Origin of the sequence: Bradyrhizobium cytisi (assembly GCF_008123515.1) — a bacterium.
Lineage (GTDB): Bacteria > Pseudomonadota > Alphaproteobacteria > Rhizobiales > Xanthobacteraceae > Bradyrhizobium > Bradyrhizobium cytisi.
Window position 1 is genome coordinate 1 of the sequence record NZ_VSSR01000040.1, and the last position, 22,191, is coordinate 22,191.

The 22,191-nt window shown below is 61.1% G+C and carries 24 protein-coding genes and 1 pseudogene; 9 read left to right on the plus strand and 16 right to left on the minus strand.

Translation table 11 applies throughout. The features are described 5' to 3' along the window. Nucleotides 1-155: 155 nt before the first annotated feature. Genes FXB38_RS42965 through FXB38_RS23695 form a run of 3 tightly spaced genes read right to left on the minus strand, consistent with a single transcriptional unit; the run spans nucleotide 156 to nucleotide 1,508 of the window. Nucleotides 156-1,082, minus strand: a complete 927-nt coding sequence (locus FXB38_RS42965) for a hypothetical protein (protein ID WP_187435093.1) — start codon at nucleotides 1,080-1,082, stop codon at nucleotides 156-158. Continuing rightward, a complete protein-coding gene (locus FXB38_RS42970; RefSeq protein ID WP_187435094.1) occupies nucleotides 1,075-1,242 on the minus strand; it encodes a hypothetical protein in 168 nt (55 codons plus the stop codon). Before FXB38_RS42970 ends, FXB38_RS42965 begins: the two co-directional genes overlap by 8 nt. A 41-nt stretch (nucleotides 1,243-1,283) precedes the next feature. Then, nucleotides 1,284-1,508 (minus strand): hypothetical protein, encoded by a 225-nt coding sequence (locus FXB38_RS23695; RefSeq protein ID WP_148753381.1) that lies wholly within the window; start codon nucleotides 1,506-1,508, stop codon nucleotides 1,284-1,286. A gap of 307 nt (nucleotides 1,509-1,815) precedes the next feature. On the opposite strand from FXB38_RS23695, the gene FXB38_RS23700 reads away from it, so the two are divergent. From FXB38_RS23700 to FXB38_RS44630, 3 genes are all read left to right on the plus strand, one after another. Then, a complete protein-coding gene (locus FXB38_RS23700; protein ID WP_187435102.1) occupies nucleotides 1,816-2,268 on the plus strand; it encodes a DUF305 domain-containing protein in 453 nt (150 codons plus the stop codon). Nucleotides 2,269-2,675: 407 nt separating this feature from the next. Further along, a complete protein-coding gene (locus FXB38_RS23705) occupies nucleotides 2,676-3,113 on the plus strand; it encodes a CBS domain-containing protein (RefSeq protein ID WP_148753382.1) in 438 nt (145 codons plus the stop codon). A 796-nt stretch (nucleotides 3,114-3,909) separates the two neighbouring features. After that, nucleotides 3,910-4,041, plus strand: coding sequence for a hypothetical protein (locus tag FXB38_RS44630; RefSeq protein WP_283812759.1), 132 nt, complete (start codon nucleotides 3,910-3,912; stop codon nucleotides 4,039-4,041). A 151-nt stretch (nucleotides 4,042-4,192) separates the two neighbouring features. Here FXB38_RS44630 and FXB38_RS23710 read toward each other — a convergent pair whose 3' ends face one another. Further along, entirely contained in the window at nucleotides 4,193-5,071 is an 879-nt protein-coding gene (locus FXB38_RS23710; protein WP_148753383.1) for an SDR family NAD(P)-dependent oxidoreductase, read from the minus strand. Nucleotides 5,072-5,264: 193 nt separating this feature from the next. Between FXB38_RS23710 and FXB38_RS23715 the strand changes: the two genes are divergently transcribed. Further along, nucleotides 5,265-5,450 carry a hypothetical protein gene (locus tag FXB38_RS23715; protein WP_148753384.1) on the plus strand — a complete coding sequence of 62 codons (186 nt, stop codon included), beginning with the start codon at nucleotides 5,265-5,267 and terminating at the stop codon, nucleotides 5,448-5,450. Nucleotides 5,451-5,581: 131 nt separating this feature from the next. On the opposite strand, the gene FXB38_RS23720 is transcribed toward FXB38_RS23715, so the two are convergent. From FXB38_RS23720 to FXB38_RS23735, 4 genes are all read right to left on the minus strand, one after another. Then, the gene (locus FXB38_RS23720) at nucleotides 5,582-6,037 is read right to left on the minus strand and encodes a DUF1772 domain-containing protein (RefSeq protein ID WP_246230073.1); all 456 of its coding nucleotides are present in this window, start codon (nucleotides 6,035-6,037) and stop codon (nucleotides 5,582-5,584) included. A 180-nt stretch (nucleotides 6,038-6,217) separates the two neighbouring features. Continuing rightward, on the minus strand, nucleotides 6,218-7,276 hold the full coding sequence (locus tag FXB38_RS23725; RefSeq protein ID WP_148753385.1) for a Kelch repeat-containing protein: 1,059 nt from the start codon (nucleotides 7,274-7,276) through the stop codon (nucleotides 6,218-6,220). A 14-nt stretch (nucleotides 7,277-7,290) separates the two neighbouring features. After that, entirely contained in the window at nucleotides 7,291-7,752 is a 462-nt protein-coding gene (locus tag FXB38_RS23730; protein WP_148753386.1) for a nuclear transport factor 2 family protein, read from the minus strand. Between the two features lie 68 nt (nucleotides 7,753-7,820). Further along, nucleotides 7,821-8,423, minus strand: a complete 603-nt coding sequence (locus FXB38_RS23735) for a protoglobin domain-containing protein (RefSeq protein ID WP_148753387.1) — start codon at nucleotides 8,421-8,423, stop codon at nucleotides 7,821-7,823. Nucleotides 8,424-8,816: 393 nt separating this feature from the next. On the opposite strand from FXB38_RS23735, the gene FXB38_RS23740 reads away from it, so the two are divergent. The 3 genes and pseudogenes from FXB38_RS23740 (at nucleotide 8,817) to FXB38_RS23750 (ending at nucleotide 13,860) form a co-directional block, all read left to right on the plus strand. After that, a complete protein-coding gene (locus FXB38_RS23740) occupies nucleotides 8,817-10,817 on the plus strand; it encodes a protein-L-isoaspartate(D-aspartate) O-methyltransferase (RefSeq protein ID WP_148753388.1) in 2,001 nt (666 codons plus the stop codon). A gap of 488 nt (nucleotides 10,818-11,305) precedes the next feature. Then, nucleotides 11,306-13,024: an acetolactate synthase catalytic subunit gene (locus FXB38_RS23745; RefSeq protein WP_148753389.1), complete on the plus strand. Its 1,719-nt coding sequence runs from the start codon at nucleotides 11,306-11,308 to the stop codon at nucleotides 13,022-13,024. Nucleotides 13,025-13,067: 43 nt separating this feature from the next. Next, nucleotides 13,068-13,860, plus strand: a pseudogene (locus FXB38_RS23750) (SDR family NAD(P)-dependent oxidoreductase). 150 nt (nucleotides 13,861-14,010) lie between these two features. Here FXB38_RS23750 and FXB38_RS23755 read toward each other — a convergent pair. Beyond that, nucleotides 14,011-15,975 carry an AI-2E family transporter gene (locus FXB38_RS23755; protein WP_246230079.1) on the minus strand — a complete coding sequence of 655 codons (1,965 nt, stop codon included), beginning with the start codon at nucleotides 15,973-15,975 and terminating at the stop codon, nucleotides 14,011-14,013. A gap of 498 nt (nucleotides 15,976-16,473) precedes the next feature. Beyond that, a complete protein-coding gene (locus FXB38_RS23760) occupies nucleotides 16,474-17,001 on the minus strand; it encodes an inorganic diphosphatase (RefSeq protein ID WP_148753391.1) in 528 nt (175 codons plus the stop codon). Between the two features lie 377 nt (nucleotides 17,002-17,378). On the opposite strand from FXB38_RS23760, the gene FXB38_RS42975 reads away from it, so the two are divergent. Both FXB38_RS42975 and FXB38_RS43945 read left to right on the plus strand, forming a co-directional pair. Beyond that, entirely contained in the window at nucleotides 17,379-17,573 is a 195-nt protein-coding gene (locus FXB38_RS42975; RefSeq protein ID WP_187435104.1) for a hypothetical protein, read from the plus strand. Between the two features lie 25 nt (nucleotides 17,574-17,598). Beyond that, on the plus strand, nucleotides 17,599-17,757 hold the full coding sequence (locus FXB38_RS43945) for a hypothetical protein (protein ID WP_246230075.1): 159 nt from the start codon (nucleotides 17,599-17,601) through the stop codon (nucleotides 17,755-17,757). 202 nt (nucleotides 17,758-17,959) lie between these two features. Here FXB38_RS43945 and FXB38_RS44635 read toward each other — a convergent pair whose 3' ends face one another. From FXB38_RS44635 to FXB38_RS23800, 6 genes are all read right to left on the minus strand, one after another. After that, on the minus strand, nucleotides 17,960-18,130 hold the full coding sequence (locus FXB38_RS44635) for a DUF2934 domain-containing protein (RefSeq protein WP_347340237.1): 171 nt from the start codon (nucleotides 18,128-18,130) through the stop codon (nucleotides 17,960-17,962). Nucleotides 18,131-18,343: 213 nt separating this feature from the next. Beyond that, nucleotides 18,344-18,958, minus strand: coding sequence for a hypothetical protein (locus FXB38_RS23775; protein WP_148753393.1), 615 nt, complete (start codon nucleotides 18,956-18,958; stop codon nucleotides 18,344-18,346). Nucleotides 18,959-19,400: 442 nt separating this feature from the next. Continuing rightward, on the minus strand, nucleotides 19,401-20,258 hold the full coding sequence (locus FXB38_RS23785) for an SDR family oxidoreductase (protein ID WP_148753395.1): 858 nt from the start codon (nucleotides 20,256-20,258) through the stop codon (nucleotides 19,401-19,403). Nucleotides 20,259-20,274: 16 nt separating this feature from the next. Next, the gene (locus FXB38_RS23790; protein WP_148753396.1) at nucleotides 20,275-20,676 is read right to left on the minus strand and encodes a hypothetical protein; all 402 of its coding nucleotides are present in this window, start codon (nucleotides 20,674-20,676) and stop codon (nucleotides 20,275-20,277) included. Nucleotides 20,677-20,690: 14 nt separating this feature from the next. Next, the gene (locus tag FXB38_RS23795; RefSeq protein ID WP_148753397.1) at nucleotides 20,691-20,912 is read right to left on the minus strand and encodes a hypothetical protein; all 222 of its coding nucleotides are present in this window, start codon (nucleotides 20,910-20,912) and stop codon (nucleotides 20,691-20,693) included. Between the two features lie 110 nt (nucleotides 20,913-21,022). Next, a complete protein-coding gene (locus FXB38_RS23800) occupies nucleotides 21,023-22,102 on the minus strand; it encodes an ROK family protein (RefSeq protein WP_148753398.1) in 1,080 nt (359 codons plus the stop codon). Between the last annotated feature and the right edge of the window lie 89 nt (nucleotides 22,103-22,191).

The following is a 22,191-nucleotide window of genomic DNA, read 5'->3' on the forward strand; positions in this document are numbered from 1 at the left end:
TCGTGGCCGCAGGGTACTTGCAACCTGATCGGTTAACGCTCTAAACCGAGCATTGGCTTCGGCTGAACCTCACACGGTTTGCCGGTACTCAAACATTTCAACGTTTCAGACGGAAGGCCCCTGCACGTCGGGGCCTTTCAAGATCATCGGGCCGGTTACATCCGTCGCGCCTTCCGATCGTTGATGTCGCCGATCACCGGATCCGATCTGTTCAGAATGCGGCAACGGCTGCGACATCGGTGTGGGCGCACTCGGCTCGTGGCACGGGCTGCGACATCATTGGCGTGACCACGTTCGGCTCGAAAGCGGTTCGCTGTCAGTTCGCGCTTGCGCCACTCGGTTCGGCGCTCACGTTCTAACGCCAACGCCTTCTGCGCCTCCATATCCCAAATGACCTTGTCGATCTCGGCGCCGGCCAACGTGCGCTTGATCCGCAACACAAGTTGCAACGTCATGATGACCGGGCCATAGGGCAGCAGCAAGTCGCGCGCGACGACATCGCGCCCCAGGAACGTGTCGATCGCCTCCTCGCTCATGCAGATCAGCAAGGCCAGCTCACGAGCCTGCCGGAGGTCATCAGCGGGCACAGCAGGCTCACCATCGAGCAGCATGCGCTCGGCAGCGCGACCGGCCAGGAACTCGATACATTTGGCATAGACGCTGGCGAACACATCGGCCACAGGACGACTATCTTCGCCCGCCTGCGGCACGTGCGAGGCAAGCGCCTCGCGAACGTCAGCAGCGTCGCCCCGATCTTCCGTGAACGCCTCCGCATGCCCAACATCCCAGCACAAACCCTCGTAACCACGGGTCGCGTCCGGGGTGACGGTGACACCGCCAACCTGATGCCCGAGTAGCCGAGCGCAGACGGCGTGACCACTTTCGTGCACCGCAATTCGTACATCCTGCTCGTATGTCCGGTTGAGCGAGGCAAGCAAGGTCTCGTATTCGTCGACATCCGCATTGGCGCCGCTGCCGTCGTCGGTCGTGCCTCCGATGCCGGCAGCGGCCTCCATCCCGGCGAGAGACGCCGCTGGTGTGTTGCCTTTCTCGACCGGATTTCCTTCAGACATGTCAGACATGACCCAACACCTTCTTGTGCCGCGCGACCATGCGCCGATAGATCGCAGCGACAACGTCATCGCCAGGGTGCGGCATCGCACGGGCGATCATCGCGGCCACGACGGCCGGGACGCGAACTTCGTTCTCGGAGTCGATCAGCCAGCCATCGACACGCGTCACGATTTTGTGCGCCTGCCAGCCAGGAGGAGCTGAATTTCTGCTCACAGGCGCGGCCCCTCGATGGTGAGCGTGCGCGTTTCGGTGCTGCGATCGATCTCGACGAAGTTGGCTTCGCTCAGCACGGGATCGAGCTGCATGTGCGGCCCGCGCTTCGGCTCCTCGATGGCGTCGAGATCGACAACGTCGGAGGCATTCGGTTCGTAGTCACCGCCGCGCGTGCCACGGAATGGCAGGCTGGTAGCGATGGAGGTGTCGCCTGCCACCATCCTGAGGACTGATTATCGTCAGTAGCCACTGGCGTTCGGCACGAGGTTGTGACCCATGTCTTAGGTACGACCTGTTACCTATGTCTCCGGTCTGGACACAGGGGGCCGTTGGTAGCGGGAGACCGCTACCGCCTTTCCCCACACGACGCAAATATGCGATATTTCCTCCGATCGTCCACCTAAACGCACAAACTGTTCGAATTCCGCTTCAACTCGAGCGCTATGCGATCGTAACGCCGGACTTCGCCAGTCGCACGCGCGTACTGATGACAATACCCCGGGGAAGGAGCGCACCGACGTGGACGACATGAAGTCAAACAAAAGCAGCTACACCAGCCTCATTGTTCAGACGGCCATCAGCAGCGTCATCATGTATCTCGTGATGTTCGTCATGATCGATGGGCTCGACAGCTTCTACAACAATCTCAACATGCGCTACATGACGCTGATGATGGTCGTCCCGATGGTGGTGCTGATGATCGTCGCGATGCGGCACATGTTCCCGTCCAAGGGTGCCAATGCCGCGATCCTCGGGGGCGCTGTCATTGTGTTCGTCGGCAGCTTCGCCCTGATCCGCACCCAGACGACAATCGGCGATCGTGCCTTCGTTCGCTCAATGATTCCGCACCACTCGGGCGCGATTCTGATGTGTCAGCAGGCAAAACTGACCGATCCAGAAATCATTAGCTTGTGCGGTGAAATCGAGCGGTCTCAGCGCCGGGGAATCGACCAGATGAAGGCGATCCTCCGGCGGGTATAGTGGCCGCGCTTTGCGTCGCCTGTTTGCCGGGCCGCTCCCAGCTGACGAACTGGAATAGCCGCGCCGTGCTGCAGCGAAATTCATGAAACAGCAGCAACAGCCAATGTCCCTGGCTTTCTCATGGTCGTCCTCAGCGCAAACAACAGGACCGTCCCTCCTCTGTTCCCAAAATCCCATTGAAGATGCGCGGATCTTGCTTCACCGCCGGTCGGAAAAAGTCATTGCCCGGGTTCCTGCCGCCAGCGCCGGCCGGGCAGTTCGCGGCTGCATGTCCGCCGGCCGCATCGTTTTTGTAGATCGCGCCCGGTGCATCTTTGGAACGCGCAGCCAATGCGTCTGTTTAGGCGGTGTTGAAGAAGCCTGCAGTTGCGGGAGTCCAATACATCTGATCGACAAAGGAGATGACAATGAAGATCAGCGAAGTGATGACTCGCGACGCAAAGATCGCAAGCCCGACCGACACACTCCAGCAAGCAGCGAAGCTGATGAAAGCCTGCGATTGTGGCGTGTTGCCGGTGGGTGAAGGTGACCGGCTCGTGGGCATGATCACCGACCGCGACATCGCGGTGCGTTGCGTCGCAGAGGGTAAAGGGCCGGACTGCGAAGTCCGCGACGCGATGACCAAAGAGGTCAAGTATTGTTTCGAAGACGAGGACATATCGCAGGTCTGTGCGAATATGAGCGATATCCAGGTGAGGCGGTTACCAGTCCTGGATCGGAACAAGTGCCTGGTCGGAATCGTATCGCTCAGCGATTTGGCGCGCCGGTCGGCGGGAACGGCGAAGGCGTTGCACGGAATTGCTCAGCCGAGCCAGCAGCACAACCAGAGCTTCGCCGCAATCTGAGCCGCAAGCAAAACGGGACAGCTGGTGTTCAAGGCAAGCGACGCTTCGGCCCAACCGCTTCTTGACCCCATGAAGCCGGATGCGCAGGCGAGCGCCCCTTCGGTGCTCGCCGCGCCGGCGGAATGGCCTCTCCCGGAGCGGTCTCCGTCCTAGGTCCTATCACCGGAAGGGACTGCTCTCAGCCGCTGTCGCGACTGGACGCAGCCCTTGACGATGTCGCAACCACTTTTGAACGACGTGCCCGGGCTGGCGTACGCCTCCGGCGCGACCAGCGCAGCCGCGACGTTGTCGAACCGGTGGGCGCTCCTGTTACTTGCCTGCCCGGTCTCATCGCTTAGCTGGCGAACGCGACCGCGGTTCATGTTGTCAACGGCGGACGTGCCGCAAATCGCGGGTTCGCGGTCGCGTCGAGCATCGAGGCAGACGCTCACCGCTCCTTTCGGCCGCGCTGCGGATCCTTGACCTTCGCTTGCCTGCTGCCTTTCGGCGCGGCGGCACGTTCAGTGCGAACCCCGTCGCGGTTACCTCCGTGCGTGCCGAACGAACTCCGTTTCTTCGCCGTAAGGGCTGCCTTGCTCTTGCCCATGACCTATCATTTCCTTCGATACCTGCCAGGCTGGAGTCAGTCCATCGATTCGGGCAAGGTTCATCCCAGCTCGAGGCGACCTTTTGAATCAAGCGGGTGCAGCACAACAGAAGCTCGAAAACGAGCACACGCGCGGCAAGGTCGTGCGCAACTTGGCGGCCTGAGCACGGGACTGGCTACACTTGTTCATTTGGGCAAGGAGAATTCAACATGGCCAAGACCAAGAAGCAGGCGCAGGCGCTTGCGATCAAGTTGTCGCGCGAGCGACGAGCTAGCAAAAAAGTTCCTGCACCAGGGAAGCTACAGCGAGGCGAAGCGGCGGAGGGTGCGCCGCGATCTTGATGTCGGACAAACAAGCACGAAGCGCCGCGTGAGCAAGAAGAAGCGCACATAGGACAGAAGCGAGAGCCAACTTCAATCAAAGCGCTGTTTGGCACAACGCGACAACGCGGCACCAAAGCGGGCCCGCGGTCAAGCGGGCTCGCGATGCCTCTTAATGCATCCGGTTCTCGATAGGCTTGCCCTTCAGCCCATCGTGCGAGTGTTTTAGATCCAGTGTCGGCGTTGGCTGCTCCTTCACGAAGCTTTGCGCCATCTCTCCTGGACCGCCCTTCGCGATGGTCGTGCCGCCGTCGGCAAATATCAGCGCTCCGGTCATGACACTCGCCTCATCCGAGGCGGCGAAGGCGAACACATTCGCTATCTCCTCCGGGGTGCCACGGCGGCCGAGGATTGTACCGGCAAGGGTCTGCTTCTCCATCTGCGCATTCATTGGCCCGGTTTCCTTATGTGTCCAAGCCGTATCGACCGGACCCGGGCATACGCAAAGCGCACGCACTCCGTACTTGCCCTGTTCGTAAGCCACCCCTCGCATGAAGGCATGGATAAAGCCCTTCGAGCCACCGTAGGGCGCCGCCGTCGGCTCGCCCATTTCGCCGGCCTCGGATCCGGTCGAAATCACGACACCACGCGAGCGCTGAAGATGGGGCAGCGCGAACCTGGTCATGACGAATGCCGAACGGATGTTGTTACGAACGATGTAATCGAACAGCTCGATGGAATGATCCTGGCATTCGGCAATTTCAGGAAATACACCGGCATTGTTGATGAGGATGTCCAGTCCGCCGAATGCGTCAAGCGCAAGAGCGATACAGGCTTGTGCGTCGATTTCATCGGCGAGATCGCCCAGAAACGCTTCAGCCATGCCGCCATGCCTTTTAATCGCCTGGACGACATCGTCCACGGGATCGGTGGGTAATCCGGCAACAACGACCTTCGCGCCCTCCCTAGCAAATTTGTGCGCGATGGCCTCGCCGATGCCCGTTGCGGCGCCGGTCACGATTGCTGCTTTGCCTTCCAGTCGACCTGCCATGATTGCCTTCTCCGGGTTGCTTCGCTCATGGCGTTGAACGGCTCGTAGCAGACGATGTTCCATTCCGCCGCGGCAGATCACCGAACACAACCTGCTGCACAAGGTGCAGAAGCTCCGTTCAAACGTCCCGCCCTTGAAATTCTACGGAACCGCCCAATCTCTTTAGCTCTGACAGCCCCAACGGGAGCGTTCGATGAAGCATCATTCGAACCCGATCAGTGAGGACTGGGAGCGCATTGCGCTGGATTTTCAATCGACCGCACACGATTTTCCACCTGGTGACGAAAAGAAAGCCGCGGAGCAAAAAGCGCAGAAGATCAGGAAGGCCGCCGAAATCAAAAACTTGCTGATATGGCCGGAATTACAACCGCCTCGCTGATTGCTTGCGTCGCGGCACGTAGCGGGATGCGTTTGGCCGAAAAAAAAGAGAGCCGACAGCCATCCGCATCCATTCCGTCTGGAGCGCCGTCAGCGCCGCATCATCAGGTCACGTCTAAAGCGTCGAAGCGATCACCAGAGCGACAAAAGCGATGGCGGCGCAAACGGCCCGAGCGAGCTGTGAGTACTCCCAGCGGTCACGCACCAATCGCGCTCCGCTGCCGGCGCGCCGGCAAAAAAGCTTGCACCGAGTTCGCTCAAATGCGCACCAGTCAGCCAGAATCGGTTCACCGGCTGCGTCACCATCCAAAAGATCGCGTGCATGGCAATAAGCGAGACCAGCGCGGGGACCGCGAGCCAAAGCGCCACAGTATGCGACTGCATCAGCACCACTGGCAGTACGATGAGAATGCTCAACGGTTCTGCGGCGCCGCCGACCGTGAAGCCGGGATAGTAGACGGACTGCATTGCCAGGTAGCTGTCGCGATCCAGGCGATATTTGCCGGGAAGCTCCAGCGCATGAGCCAACGATAGCGCCATCGGAATCGATGTGACTATCACCGCGAGGATTTTAAGAGTTTGCATCATAGGCGATCACCGAACTATGCGGGCCAAAGAGATTGGCTTCCTTTGCTCGCAGGCGCACGATTCCAATTTCGGGACTGATGAAGCTCCGCAGTCGCTCCTCTCGTGTCCTCGTCCGACTTGCGCGCGCTGCGGACGCATCCCTCCCCGTTGCACCGCCGTAACGGCAATGTAGCGCCGGGATCAGCGTTCGAACTGCAGCACTTCGTGAATGGCGGTTTTGGTGTTCACGGTCGGCATGCCGTCTGATTGGAAGCCTCCGCCGGCCACGTGCAAGGCACCACCGATCAGTCCTGCCGCGAAGCCATGACGGGCGAGTTGCATCCTCGGCAAGGTCTGCCACTGTCCGGTGGCCGGATCATAGCTTTGGATCGCCCAGAAGGCTTTGGCGCCCTCCCAGTCCTGATACTCGCCTCCCGCGACGTAGATTCTGCCGTTTGACGCGCCACCGGCCATTCCGCTGCGCCGGACTGGTGCTCGCCCCTTGTTGAGCCACTGGTCGCGTGCGGGGTCGTATTCTTCGATGACGTTGGTTTCCTCGGCGACGGTGATCTGCGCCGAGCCGATTCGGCCGCCGATCGCGTAGATCTTGCCTGCGACCTCCGCCGCGAGCAGATGGTTGCGCGGCGTCGGCATCGGCGCGCGGGCACTCCATCGGTCGGTACCCGGATCATACTCCTCGACCGTCCCCAGAACCCGCTGCGGACTTCCCGGCGAGAGAGGCGCCGTCGCGTTGCCGCGGACATCCGCTTGAACCCCACCGATCACATAGATCTTGCCATTGAGAGCAACAGCCCAGCCTGCGCCCCGAGGCGTCGGCATCGGCGCAAGCGATTTCCACCTATCGGACAACGGATCGTAGATCCAGCTGCTGTCGACCGGTTGCCAGCCAGCTTCATTGGTCTCCTCCCGCCCGGCCGGTGGATTCATGAAGCCACCGAAGACGTAGATATTGCCGTTCAACGCAGCGGTCATGACGTGATGAGCGGGCTGCGGCATCGACGTCTTCTGAGTCCATCCGCCGGTCTTTGCGTCAAACACGTAGACCAGACCAAGCGGCCGATGGGTTGCGGTATCCAACCCGGCGAGCACGTACCATTCGTTACCAATCACCGCGCCCATGATCTCGCCGACGGGGGCGGGGAGCGGCGCAGCCATTCGCCATTGCGCCTGTGCGCCCGAGATCGCACTAAGTACCGTGAGCGCAGCCAGCCAAATCAACGATGCTCGGGCTTTGCGCATGATTCGATCCGCTGCTATGCCGGTTCCGCAACGCTGTGGTATTGGTTGCGCTGGAGAACGCGAAAACCGAACCAGCCCCAGTAGACACAGTGGCGCTGGATCAGGCCATCGTCATCGAGCTCCATCGCCTCCACGAAATCCATCTGCTCGCCCTTTCCAGCGTCACGCGGATATTCCCAGATCAGGCGCTTGCCGTCGGTGAGATATCCTGTTCGGTAATACTGCCGCACCGGCGGCTTGCGGATCGCGAGCAGATCGAACAGGGGACGAAGCTCCTTCCGGCCGCGGAGCCAGCCTCTCTCGATGCCGAGGAGATGCGGGACCAGCGGACTCTCGAACCAGGCGTCCTCGGCATAGAGTGCAAGCAAGGTATCCGCGTCATTTTGCGAGAGTGCGTCGTTCCAAGCGAAATACATGCGCTCGATTGGCGTCGCTCCGGCGGTCATCAGATCTCTCGGTAAGCTCGCTTCGTTCATGGATGCTCTCCATCTTTTTTGTCGGTTCGGTCTTGCTCCGCGAATTTCGACCGTGACGCCGGCGTTCGTCAGAAATCGCCCTCGCGGATGTAGGGCTGTGACCACAACGTCACTTGCAGGATCACCGACTTCCACCAGGCGTCGTACATCCGATCGACGATTTGCTTCGGATGCGCTTTCTTGGCGAGGAACGCCTTCATCGGGACGACGATCGCGGCGCTGAAAGCAATCAGATCGCGCGCGCGGATATGGCCGAGCGTGTGGCCGTTGTCGGTCTTGTTCTTTTTCGCCCGATGGTGGCGCAGGCCGATCTCATACTGATAGTCGAGCCAAGCCTGATCATATTTCGCCCGTGCGGTGTCGAGCACCCACTGGCCGAATCGTTTAGCCACCGCCTTGGCATATTCCGTATCCACCTGGTGCGTCTTGGGATCCTCGTCGTAAGCGCGCAGATGCGGATGGTCGAAGATGATGCCGCGCCACACCTTGAGCAGATCATCCACCTGATCGACCAGCACATCTTCCGACATCCGCAGATACACGACGTCCTCCTCCGAGAAGAGCGCCGATTTCTTCAGTTCCTCCCACTCCTGCATCGAAATGGGGGATCTGGCGATCTTGTTCGATCCGTAATCGTAGCCCGCTATCTTCTGCTCGGCCTGAGCGTTCATCGGTTGTCCTCCTGCTGCCGGCGCTTGCATTCAAGCGACGTGTTGCCCGCCATCGAGACCGGGCTTCGAATTGGGGCGATCAACTCGCTGATCCGTGATTGCTCCGCGGGAACGCGTCCGGCGGCTGTTTCATTGACGCATAAACGCCACCTCAACCGACCGCATGACCGAAGTTTCCAAAGAGCGGTCAAAGTTTCCGTGACAGCGGTGGCCCGCGCCACGTGCCGTGGACTAGGTGTTGGCTGTGAACCAAGTGGCGCGCCGGCGTAGACAAATTGTTCATCGCGGGGGCGCAAGCTGAGCCAGCGTTCGGATGGACGCACGAACTTTCGGAACGCGTGTCTGCACAAGCTGTTGGAAGCTATATGCTGTACGAGGCATCGGAGGTGCGCCATGCTGGACCTGGCCTACGCACGCGATCAGATGGTCGAGCGGCAGCTTGTCGCGCGCGGCATCCGCGACACTCATGTTCTGCACGCCATACGTACGGTGCCACGTGAGGCGTTCGTGCCCGAGGGCTTGCAGGAGTTCGCCTATGAGGACACGCCGCTGCCGATCGAGGCGGACCAGACGATCTCTCAGCCCTATATCGTGGCGGCCATGATCGAGGCGGCCGCGGTCCGTCCCGGCGATCAGGTCTTGGAGATCGGCGCCGGGTCCGGCTATGCCGCCGCGGTGCTGAGCCGGATCGCTGCTCACGTGTATGCGGTCGAGCGGCACGAGGCTCTGTCGCGCCTCGCGGCGCAGCGTCTAGCCCGGCTCGGATATGACAATGTCGAAATCCGCACGGGCGATGGCACGAAGGGCTGGCCTGAGGCCGCGCCGTTCGACGCGATCCTGGTAGCCGCCGGAGGGCCCGCCATTCCCCAGGCCTTGAAGGATCAACTCGACGTGGGCGGCCGGCTGCTCATTCCCATCGGCGAGGACCCGCGAGATCAGCGCCTCATTAAGGTGACCCGCAAGGACGCCAACCATTTCGAGGAAGAAGACCTCGGCGGAGTGCGGTTCGTGCCGCTGATCGGTGAACAGGGCTGGCGCGAACCAAGCGACGACCTGCAGCCGGCGGAACGGCGCGGCTTCCGGGCGCCGATGGTCCGGTCAGTTCCCGAGCTCATTGCGGAAGCCGCGGAGCCGCTGCCCGAACTCGACGACCAGGCGTTCGGCGTGTCGTTCGACCGGTTCGGCGACGCCCGGGTCGTGCTGCTGGGCGAGGCGAGCCACGGCACCAGCGAGTTCTACCGCGCGCGGGCGGCCATCACCCGACGGCTGGTCGAGCGGCATGGCTTTGGCATTGTCGCTGTCGAAGCAGACTGGCCGGATGCTGCGAGTCTCGACCGCTATGTGCGGGACTGCCCAGCGCCCGCCCACGCTGAGCCGCCGTTCCGGCGATTTCCCACCTGGATGTGGCGCAACACCGAGATCGAGGTCTTCATCGAAAATCTGAGGAGCTGGAACCTGCGGCAGCCAGCGGACAAGCGCGCCGGCTTCTACGGTCTCGACCTCTACAACCTCTCCGCCTCGATCCGCGCGGTCCTCGACTATCTGGATCGAGTCGATCCAGAGGCGGCGCAGGTGGCGCGTCAGCGCTATGGCTGCCTGACGCCCTGGGCCAACGAGCCTCAGGCCTATGGGCGTATGGCGCTCACGCACGGCTACGCCGCCTGCGAGCAAGGCGTGGTGAAAACCCTGACTGACCTCCTCGCCAACCAACTCGAATATGTCGGCAGCGACGGCGAAAGCTTTATCGACGCGGCGGCGAACGCGCGTCTCGTCAAGAATGCCGAAGCGTACTATCGGGCTATGTACTACGGCGCGGCCGAGAGCTGGAACCGGCGCGACACGCACATGTTCGAAACCCTCTGCGCCTTGCTCGAGGCGAAGGGATCAGACGCCAGAGCCGTGGTCTGGGCTCACAACTCCCATATCGGCGACGCTACAAAGACCGAGATGGGCACGGTGCGCGGGGAGCTCAATGTCGGCCAGCTCTGCCGCGAACGGTTCGGCAACGGCGCCGCCCTGATCGGCTTTGGCACCCACACCGGCACTGTGGCCTGCGCCAGCGATTGGGACCAACCGATGGAAATGAAACGGGTCAACCCCTCCCGGCCGGACAGCTACGAGCGGCTCGCGCACGATAGCGGGCGCGTGCGTTTCCTGCTCGATGTCCGCGCGGGCGTGCACGAGCGGCTGCGCGCGCAGTTGCTCGAGCCGAGGCTCGAGCGGTTCATCGGCGTCATTTATCGGCCCGAGACCGAGCGCTGGAGCCACTATTCAGCTTGCGTGCTCCCGGAGCAGTTCGACGCCTATGTTTGGTTCGACGAGACGACGGCGGTAACGCCGTTGCCGACGCGCGTTCGCGAGGGGCCGGAGGAGACCTATCCCTTCGGGCTCTGAGCTCTGTTGCCATGCATCTCCGGCGTTGTCGTGACCTGGAAAATGCAGGAAGACCTAAGGGGCCCTTATCCTGGCTATGGCCTGGGCGCGCTCGACGCCTTCAACGGCTACGTCGTTTATCGCCCGGCCACCGCCTCGGGCAGCCGTAGGAAGGTGCTGTAGACAGGATAATGACGGCATACGGCTTGTATCATCCGAATCGGTTCCGCAAGGCGCCATGCTCGCACAACCCGCGACTGAAACGCTTTGGGCGGGAGGGCGTTTCATGCCCGTAAGAAAAAGCGGGCTTGGCCGTAGCTTTTGGCCGTAGCTTATTTCAGCCACGACCTTTGATCGTTGGCGGAAAGCTGTCGATGACGAGGACTGGTAAATTGTCCGATCGATAAGACAGCGCGCGACCTGGACGCAACTGACGGCGGCGACATTTCAGGGATCTCCGATGGATATTCCAGAGATCTCCGATGCCAGAGAACACCGGAGGTGATGATATGGCGGAAGCTCCAACTGTTGTTGATGTCGTGGCCGACGGCCTGGTCCGCCACGGCGTCGAGTTCATCCTGGGACAGAGCGTGCCGACCGCGCTCGTGCTCGCCTGCGAAGATCGCGGTATCCGCAACATCACTTATCGCCAGGAGAATGCCGGCGGTGCTATTGCCGACGGGTTCGCGCGCGCCTCCGGCCGGGTGACGGCCATGATCTGCCAGAACGGTCCCGCTGCTGCGCTCGCGGTCGCCCCCTTTGCGGAGTCCATGAAGGCGGGAATCCCGATCGTCGCGATCGTGCAGGAAGTAGACCGCTCTCACATCGGCAGGAACGCTTTTCAGGAATATGACCACAGAGCTCTGTTCGCCCCGGTGGCCAAGTGGTTTCACCTGCTCGAGAGCGCAGACGGCGTCGCGGATCACCTCGACCGGGCGTTCATGGCCGCCACCAGCGGCAAACCAGGCCCGGCGGTGCTCATGCTTCCGGTCGATCTGCAGAAGGCTCGTGCCGGCAAATCGGCGCATCGTGAAATGCAGCTCGGCAGCTGGCCGCTCGACCGACCGCGGCCGGGCGATACGATGATCGCAGAGGCGGCAAGGCTCATCGACGGCGCCCGTTTTCCTGTCGTCATCGCCGGCGGCGGGGTGCTCAACTCCGGCGCAGGCAACGCGCTGCTCCGCTTTGCGGAGAAAGCCGCTACACCCGTTGCCACGACGAATATGGGAAAGGGAGCGATACCCGAAACCCATCCGCTCGCGATGGGCGTGATCGGCAATCTCACCGGTCCGGGCGGGCTCGGGAGGTATACCAAACCGCTTGTGCAGCCGGCCGACGTCGTGCTTCTGATCGGCAATCGCACCAACGAGGACGGCACCGACCATTGGTCGCTGATTCCGGACGACGCGCGGGTGCTTCACATCGATATCGATCCGCAAGAGATTGGCCGCAATTACGAAGCGATGCGGCTCGTCGGCGACGCGCGGGCCACACTCGAAGCGCTCACCGACGCGCTCGGCGGCCATTCCCGCGACCGGGATGCGATTGAGCGCTGCGTCGCCGACGCCTGGGCTACGTTCGAGCGCGAACGTGCGCCTTTCTTGGCGGATGCCGAACCGATCCGTGCCGAACGCGTCCTTGCCGCGATCCAGAAGCGCCTCGGCGCCCAAACCATCGTCGTATCGGATGCCAGCTACGCGTCGAGCTGGGTCGCCGGCCAGCTTCGCATCACCCATTCGACCACGCGCGTGATCTCGCCACGCGGACTAGCGGGTCTCGGCTGGGGCTTGCCGCTCGCGCTCGGCGCGAAGCTGGCGCGTCCCGCGGGAGAGGTCATCGTCGTGGTTGGCGACGGCGGCTTTGCGCATGCTTGGGCGGAGCTGGAGACCGCTGTGCGAAGCGGCATCAAGGTGACGGTGGTGGTGCTCAACAATGGCGTGCTCGGCTACCAGAAGGACGCCGAGAAGGCCAAGTTCGGCCGCTACACGGCGGCGGGCCATCTCGGTCACGTCGACCATGCGGCCATCGCGCGTGCCTGTGGTGGGCATGGTGAAACGGTCGAGCGTGCAAGCCATCTCGATGCCGCGTTCGATCGGGCGGCCAGGTCCGATGTCATTGCGCTTCTCGACGTGCTGACCGACGCGGGCGGTCATCCGCCGATCTCGCTTTACGACGGGACGCTCGATCGGCTGGAGCACGGACGCGTCGTCCAGGATCCCGTTCCATAGACGCGTCGGCGGTACGGCGATAACTTGGAGCCCGCAGATCGCCATGCAACGGCTGGACAACAAGGCTTGTATCGTCACGGGCGCCGCGCGAGGCATTGGCCGCGCTATCGCTGAGGCATTCCGTGCGGAAGGTGCAACCGTCGTTGCGACCGATAAGGATGCGGCCGGGGGTGCGTCCATGGCCGCAAGCACGGGCTGCCGCTTCATCGGCCTCGACGTTCGACGCGAAGCTGATTGGGAGGCACTCGCGCGTGAGATTCCAGAGGCCGATGTGGTGGTCAACAATGCCGGTGTCGCGGGGTTCGAAGCCGGCACAATTGCGCACGATCCGGAGCACGCGACCCTGGACGCCTGGCGCGAGGTTCATCAGGTCAATCTTGACGGGACATTTCTGGGTTGCCACTATGCCCATCCGCGCGATGAAAGCACGCGGAACGGGGTCTATTATCAACATTTCCTCGCGTTCCGGTCTGGTGGGCATTCCGCTGGCGGCCGCGTACGCCTCGTCCAAAGCTGCGGTGCGCAACCACACGAAGACAGTGGCGCTCTATTTTGCGCAACGGGGTTGGAAAATCCGTTGCAACTCGATCCACCCCGCCGCGATCCTCACGACAATGTGGAAGACAACGCCGGGAATCGGCCCGGACCGCGAGGCGCGCATGACCGCCCTGGTCGCTGACACGCCCTTGAAACGTTTCGGCCGGCTAGACGAGGTCGCCGCACTCGCCGTGATGCTCGCGTCCGATGAAGCGCCCTACATGACCGGCGGCGAGTTGACCATCGATGGTGGACTGCTCGCAGGGTCGGCGTCACCGCGGGGCCAGCCCAGAACATGAATCTATTCGCTCTATGTTGCCGCCTTCGTACGTCGGCGGCGCAGTTCCCGGCCGGCGCCGAAAGTCAGGATAACGGCCATCTGGAGCAGCATAAGCGCATTTTTGCTCTCCGATCTGACCGTCCCACACTGCTAGCAGGCGGAGGCGTCCTCAGTTGCGCCCCCTTCTCCTACCAGCAGATCGCGGTGCTCGAGACCGGTGCGCTTCAGTGCGTTTTGTTTCTCCTTCGGGTGCGGCGGTCGAGCGGTGTGCCGCTTCGATGCAAAGCTCTACCGCCTTGCGGAGGGACTTCGCATAGAAATCCGCGCCGATCGGTTCGTGATCCAGGCTCTCTTCATTCTCCGAATCTTTGGTCGACCCCCATAGGCCGACAAGCAGCGTGGCGTGTGGCATTTTGCGACGCAGACGCCGAAGAAGGAAGCGGAGATGCACCGGACTTCCGCTTCCAAGGCAAGATACGCACACCATCCCGATGTTGGCTGTATCAAGCCCAAAGATGTTGGAAGCCGAGGCAGCCGTCGAAGGCTCGACGCGGGCGCCGATGCCATGTTTTGCGAGAAGCTGCGCGATGATGTTCGCCGTCGCTTCATCAAGAGGATCTTGCGCGCCGATGCACAATACAGGCTTTCCGTTTCGCCAATCGGGTCTTGACGTTCCAGTCGGTACAACGGGCGGCGATAGATCGGGAGTTTCGATCACCTCGATTTCAAGTGTGTTGGAATCATGGAGGCCCTCGTGGCTCATGACAGGTGGTGCGCAGTCATCGTGATCGGAAAGATCGTCGATAACGCCCTCGACAGTTTCCTTAATCCGTTGCAGGCGCTCCAGGTCCAGAGCGCCGCGTCGCGCGTCAGACCGCGCCAGCAGTAACCCAGGGATCGCAATCTCATCGTAAAAGGCGCAGAGGGATTTTTCCTTCATAAACTTCTCGGCCTGGTCCGCGGCCTCGTCGGGATCACCGGCCAGCATACGTTGAAAGAAATTCTGTTCTGGCGTGAGCGCCGGCTGGTCACCTAGGATCACATCCAAGAACTCCAATCGCTCGACGTGACGCCCCAATACGACCAGGCACACCGTCAGGGGTGTCGAAAGCAGAAGTCCAATTGGTCCCCATAACCAGGTCCAGAAGGCTGCAGCCACCACCACAGCTACCGGCGAGAGCCCTGTGTTGTGGCCATACAGCATGGGTTCCACAATTTGGCTCAGGATTGGTTCTACGATCACGAACAATGCCAACGTCCATAAGAACATGGACCAACCCGGATCAACCGCGATGGCAAGCGCCGCAGGGACTGCGGCAGCGATGAATGCGCCGATATAAGGAATGAAGCGCATTAGAGCCGCGAAGATGCCCCACAACACTGGGTTGGGAATGCCGATCACCGCAAGACTGATCCCGATGACAATCCCAAACGTTGCGTTGATGCAGGTTTGCGTCAGGAAATACCGGCTCAGCCGTCGACCGGCATCGTCGATTGCTTCAGACGTGCGCCCCAAATCCTCTGCGCCTGCGAGCCGGACAAAACGGCCCCGCAGATCTTCGCGAAAAAGCAGCATAAAAATCACGAAAACGATAACAATGCCCGTCGTCGCCAGAGGCGCCAACAGCGGCCCGACGATTGTTTGCACGACATCGAACGGTTTAGGCGGCGGCTGTTGGATTTCCACCGGCAGTGGCTTAGCCTCGGGTTCTCCTGCAGAAGTCTGGGCGGGTCCAGGAGCATTCTTTCGTCCTTGCCCCTGCGGCTTGGACATTTCCTGCCGCAGATCTCCGAGCATATCCTTTAGCCGATTGAAGATTCCCGGACTGAGCGCGACGTCTTGGACCGAATGAATCTTATCGCTGATCGTCAGCTGATAGCGGGGCAGGTTCTCGGCGAGTTGTGCGACCTGCTGGGTCATAATGGCGCTGAGCCCGAAAATCAGCAGAAATGCAAGCGCCACTGCGGCAAGAACTGAGCCCACACGGCCGGCATAAAAGCGACGAAAAAGCCGAACGACCGGAGCGAGCACGAAGCTCAACAGCAACGCAACGACAACCGGCACGAAGAGCTCACGCCCGAAATAGAGCAATGCCACAAGGGCCAGACCGATGAAGAGATTGCTCGCGACCACCGCAGGCAAGAGAGAGCTCGCGATGTGGCTTCCAGGCAAAGTCCACAGGCGGGATGTACCCGGCATATCTCAAAGGCTCGGTTTCGGTTCTACTCAGCTCACCCCCTAATTACGGTCGGATGTTCCCTTTTGTTCCTCGGCTGCGATCGGCGTATCTGCCTTACGTGCCAGAAGAATTTGTTGCAACACGGCAGGAACACGGCTCAAACATTGATTTTCTCACATGGCCTTTTGCGAGCCGCGGGAATGCGCGGTTTGTCACATGATCTGCCGGTCGCGCCCAAGCAAACGTCTACGGGTCGTTTCCGATTGGATGAATCAATCGTACTCGTCAAGGATCGTGACGGGCGGGCCGTCGAACTGACGGCATGTTCTCACGTGAGGAAGAGCATGCAGGATGACGCCTCGGACGCATGAGTTGCTAGGGGTTCTGGGATCTACAAATCGGCCCCATGGCAAGCAGATTGGAACGGCCGACGGATCCTTTTGGTGGACGCTCTAGCCACCCATCGCAATTGATAGCCGCCTGATGGCCTTGATGGCGGCTCCAGGGCCGCGCCACCCTAGGAATTTAAGCTCCTTGTCTTCGAGCGCGTTCGTCGCGCGGAAGAACTGTTCGAGCTCCTCGACGGCCCGAGACGGCAGATCCCTGATGTCTTCAAGATTGCTCTCTAACGGCGAGCGCTCTGGCGCAACGAAGATGCGATCGTTGCGCTCCTCCTTGCCTTTCCGCTTCTGGAGGATTTCGAGGATTCCGATCGGCCGGCATCGGAGCACAACGCCCGGATACGTCTGGGATGCGTGGATGATGAGGACGTCCAACGGGTCGCCGTCTTCGGCTTGTGTCGAGGGAATGAAGCCCCAATCATACGGATAGGTGAGCCCCACCATTAGGGGCTTCGCAAGCGTGAACACCTTCAGCTCCGGATCGAACTCCAATTTGCAGGTGCTTCCACGGGGCGTTTCGATCACGGCGTAGATGTTGTTCTCGTCGGCCCACGTCGGGAGCTTGCTCAGGTTCGTCATGGGCTGCAGTCGCTGCGTTGTCTGGCCTTTGAAACGGCAACGTGAATCGTTTGTTCCTCCCTCCACGCCGCGCCGGCGTTACCCACGCCGACGCGCAATAGCCCCATGAGGCTCGACCGTGGTTTTTGTCGATCCGTCCGGCGCCGGCTGCATCCGTGGCGGGCTTTGCCCTTGGGGACTTTCCGGAGGCGCACCACCTGAACCGGTGTTGGTAGGCCCGGTCCAGCCCTGCGGCTGCAATTGACCCTTGTCTTCGGGTGCCGAACGCCCGCTCGGCGCGCCAAGGTCGTCCGCCGGCCCGACAGGCTGTGCTATCGCCAAGCCACCGGACAGCACAAGACATATCGATGCTAGTCGGACGCGCACTGACACCTCCGTTGACACTGATCAACGACTTGCCGCCGATCTTGCCGTTCCTGTTCATCGGAACCGAATTGCTGATTCCTTCGTTCAAGAATGACCTACAGGAGGACTTTAATGGCAAGAGCATCATGGAAGCGACCCGGCTCGCCGATCGGCAAGAAGGGCCCGCGCAAGGCAAATCCCTCATAATACAAGCGTCGTACGCGTGAACCGTGGTCGACCGCAGATGTAAAAATGCTCAAGCAGCTCGCGAAGGGCAACACGCCGACCGGAGTCATGAGTGTCAAACTTCAACGTCCCGTCGCGGCTATCCGCAGCAAGGCGCAGCGCGAAGGGATTTCCGTGAAGCCCGTCAACCGTTCACCCTACAATCGGCGCGGTTCGCGTCGCTAAGCCTCATTGGGCTCAGCCGTTACATCGTGAGCCTCCTCCTGCCGACAACTATGGCATCCCGCGCCGTACTGACGCCCATTGGGTCCTGGGTCCAAGCTAGCTGCGGATCGTTTTCACGAACCCAGCAAATGCGCAGATTGGGCTATTCTTGCTCCTAGAGGCTATCGGGGGTGCGCATCCGAGAAGATTTGTTCTGATTTCGCTACTCTTGTCGGGCCAATTCCCAAAATTCCTTGTCGCAGCCTTCAGGCCGCCCGGCCTTTTCCCAGAGCTGATGGGCGTAGGTTCGTATCTCGTCCTCATTCGCTTGAGCCATATGCTCTTGGGTTCTAGCCTCCCCGTTTGTGCAGGCCAAATGCCGGATGCACTTCATTGGCTCCAGTGGCTTCGGTCGCCCCCAGATGCGCGATGGCTGGTACTACGTACGGGAAATAGGACGGAAAGAATCCGAGATACATCGGTTGGGCGGTAGGAGGATTTCGCCGACACCAAACCGCCGCTCCCATCCCAAGGCGGAACTCACGATACGGACACGTTATCAACAGTGCACGGAGCTCTGCACCAAACCTCGGCCATTTAGGACCCGTCATGTCACAGGTCGGGCCGCTTCCTTGACAGCCTGGGCCGTGGTCGCCATTCCGGCGGCGTAGGCCGCTCCCGCGCCAAGAAGAAGGGCGCAGAAGCTTGCAAACATTGCATATGCGAAGTGCGTCCGGGCTGCATCAATTTGAGCGGGCGTTGCAGCTCTCGTTGTCGCGCCGACGGTTTCCCGTCCCGTATTGTTCGACCAGTACGCGATGCGCGTGCTGGCGGAATATGACGGGCCGACGAGGTTGCTGGCGATGCTGGTCGCCGAAGCCGGCAACATCGCCGCCGCACCGACCACCACGACGGTTGCGACCGCCCAGGCGGCCATCGCATGCCCGACTCGACCGAGGGCGGTCTGATCCGGCGAATTGGCTGCCGCAACGGCGCCACCCAGAAATGCGGCGATGATCCCTGAGACCGCCCACCACACGAATGCGGCCCAGCCTGCGCCAGCAGGCGCCGATGCAGCAGTGGGAATGTCGATCGCGAGCAGACCGATGCCAAACCCCAGCATGGTCAGCAGGATCTGGACAACCAACGAAGTGAACACGCCGGCCAGTACGGCTGACCATGTCCAACCAAAAAACACATTGGGAACGGTGCGTGTAGCCATGGCGAACTCCTCCAGTAGCTTATGCTCTGGTTCCAACGCGCGGTTGAATCGTCCGTTCCTGTTGCAGGAACTTCGGGCGGCTTCTGGACTTGGTTTTCCGGGAAACAACAGGAGGATAGCGCCATGACACTTGGCAGAGGCGCTTTATTGTGGCTGCTGGGCATTCCGCTTCCGGTGATCCTGCTGCTTGCATTGTTCTGGCGTTAGCCAGCAATCGATCGGAGATGAAGCCCAAAGCTCGGCGCTCAAAAACTGCCGGCCAGGATTTCGTGGTGAGCAGCTACCAGTCCGTGAAGGTTGCGGGTTTCAATGCCGGGGTTCGCTATCCGCGACCGACAAACCTAAGAAGAACGAACAAGCAGGACGAGATCCGCGGCCACTAGCAGTGGTGTGCGCGCTGGGCGCTATGCCACACCAAGCTTCCGTCTCGTCGCTCTCGCGATCAGATGAAAGGTTTCCCGCCTGTTACAGCGAGCGTCGCACCGGACGTATAGCTCGAGAGCGGATCGGCCAGCATGACATAGGCGGTTGCGAGCTCAGCCGGCTGCCCGGCGCGTTTCATCGGCACCTGCTTGCCGAAGTTCTTTACCGTGTCCGACGGCATGGTTGACGGGACCAGCGGCGTCCAGATCGGGCCCGGCGCGACGGCGTTAACGCGTATGTCCTTTTCGGCAAGCATCTGGGCAAGTCCGCCCGTGAAGTTCTGGATCGCACCCTTTGTGGTCGCATAGGCCAGCAGGATGGGATTTGGCATGTCGGCATTCACGGAGGCGGTGTTGATGATGGCGGACCCCGATTTCATATGCGCAACAGCAGCCTTGGAGAGATAGAACATCGCATGGATGTTGACCTCGAACGTGCTCTGCCATTCGTCATCGCTGATATCAGCGATATCCTTGAACGTGGCCTGATGGGCCGCATTGTTGACGAGGATATCGATCCCGCCGAGCTCATCGACGGCACGCTTGATGACGGCGCGGCAGTAATCTGGCTTTCGCAGGTCTCCGGGAAACAAGACAGCCTTGCGGCCTGCCTTCTCGATGAGAGCCTTCACCTCCTCGGCATCTTGATGCTCATCGAGATAAGAAATGAGCACGTCGGCTCCCTCGCGGGCATATGCAATTGCCACCGCTCGCCCGATCCCGCTATCTCCTCCCGTAATGACGGCCTTCTTGCCTGCAAGACGGCCCGATCCCTTGTAGCTGTCCTCGCCATGGTCCGGACGTGGCTTCATCGCCGAGGTCGAACCGGGCATCGGTTGCTGTTGGCTGGGATAAGGCGGGCGCGGATAATCGAGCATGGCATTCTCCCTGCGGTTATCGGTTAAACGCCATCCGCGGCGGAAACTCGTTCGCCACCGAGAGCGCGGCATTCTCATTGGTTTCTAGAGCGATCTTCTGCGCGAGCATCACGTCGCCGGGCACAAGGCGTGCTGAAGGCGCGAAGCACCAACCTACCCTCGGCGTTCCCGCCCCGTCGAGCTCGTGGATATTCGCAGCCGTCCCATAGTTGATGTGGTAGCGCTTAGCCGTATCGCAGCCGACCACATCGAAGTACCGGTGTTCATCGAACTGGGCGAGTTGTACCGGTGACAGCCACTCGCGCAGCAGATGGCGGCCGCGGGCCTCTGGCGAGTTTTCTCCGATGAAGCTGGCATAGAGTTCGCGGAGCGTCTGCAGCCGCGAACCCGCCCGGCGTTGAGCTCCGAACAGAAGCATGGCACAGCGCTCACCTAGCTGCCGACGAGGCGCGGGTAAAATAACGTCTCCTGGGCCGTCGGATCGAACGCCCGCACTACGGCGACTTCGCCGGGCCTCGTCCGCGTTGCTGCCGTGAATCCCTTGCCGGTCAATTTCTTAAAGCGCTGCTCCGCCTCGGCCAATGCTTCCAGGTCTGCCGCGTCAAATTCGTGCCGCGTGTCCCCGCTATGGTTCAAAACAATCTGCGTAGGCATGGATGCTCCTCCTATGCTCCGCGATGATTGAGCAAACAGTTGGCGGGGCGCGACGTTCCTCCCTTCCGGATATTCTTGCTGTGCCGGCCTGCCTCGAAAGAAGGTTAGGCTCAGCGTTCGCTCTTGCCGTTCTTGCCGTTGCGGTTCGTGAAGCGGGCGTTACCGAGGCCGGTGCCGATCGTCAGCACGCCCCAGCGTTTCACGTCCTTCATGAACGGAACCTCGGACAGGCCCTGCACCACGCCGTCGTTATGCATGACGATCGTCGTGTCGTGTTCTCCGATCTGAGGGATGGCTTCGACCAGAGCTGCCGGCAGATTAAATTTAGTGCTCTCCCAGTTGCCGGGCAGGTTCTGCGCGCTCTTTGCGATCGAGCCGTCGCTCTCGATGACGCCAGGACACGCGATGCCGATGAACGGCGCGAGCTTGAAGCCTTCGTTCTCCGCCTTCGTGGTCAGGTCCTTGAGCATTTTGACGAGACGCTTAATCGCTTCCTCTCGGCTCGGTTCGCCGTCGGCATGACGCCACAGCTCGGATTTCCACACGCACGCCTTGGAGAGATCCGGCGCCTTCTTGCGACGCGTTTCGACGACGCCACAGCGGATATTCGTGCCGCCGACGTCGACGGCAAGGATGGAATCATGAGCTTCGAAGATCCAGGAAGGAGCGAGATGCAGCGCGCCAATCAGGCCTGCATCGTCCGGGTGCTGATGGATCGGCAGCATCTCGATTTTGAAGTTCTCGGCCTTCAGGATGATTTCGGCGCGCGCGATGGCGAGTTCGCCGAGCCGGCTATTGCTAAAGCCGCCGCCCACCACGATGCGCTCAGTCTTCTCCCAGGCCTTGGTCTTGAGGAAGCGGCGCGTCACGTGGGCGAGCTCCTGTGCGAAGTCCTCGATCGCGCTCTGCACGACCGCCCAAGCGTCGGTATCGTCGCCGACCAGGATGGCGTCGAGTTCCTTCTTACTGATGTTTTCGGAAAGCTCCTTGCCGAGCGGGTCTTCGCCGGTGTTACGCAGCGGCTTCCGCCACTTTTCGAGAGTATCCCGGAAAGCGCCCTTGCTGGCACGATCCCCAAGAAAACCCTCCTCATCCTTCAGCTCAATGTTGAAGCTGTCGACCTCCACTGACGGGAGGCGGGAGGCGCCGTGAGCGGCGATGCCGGTGGTCTTGATCGTTTCGTCAGCCATCTTGAGCCCTAGACAAGCCGCAAGTAAACGTGCGGTTTGTATCAACGACGCTTAGGGTTATCCCGTTCCTCGCCTGGCTAGACCGGTCT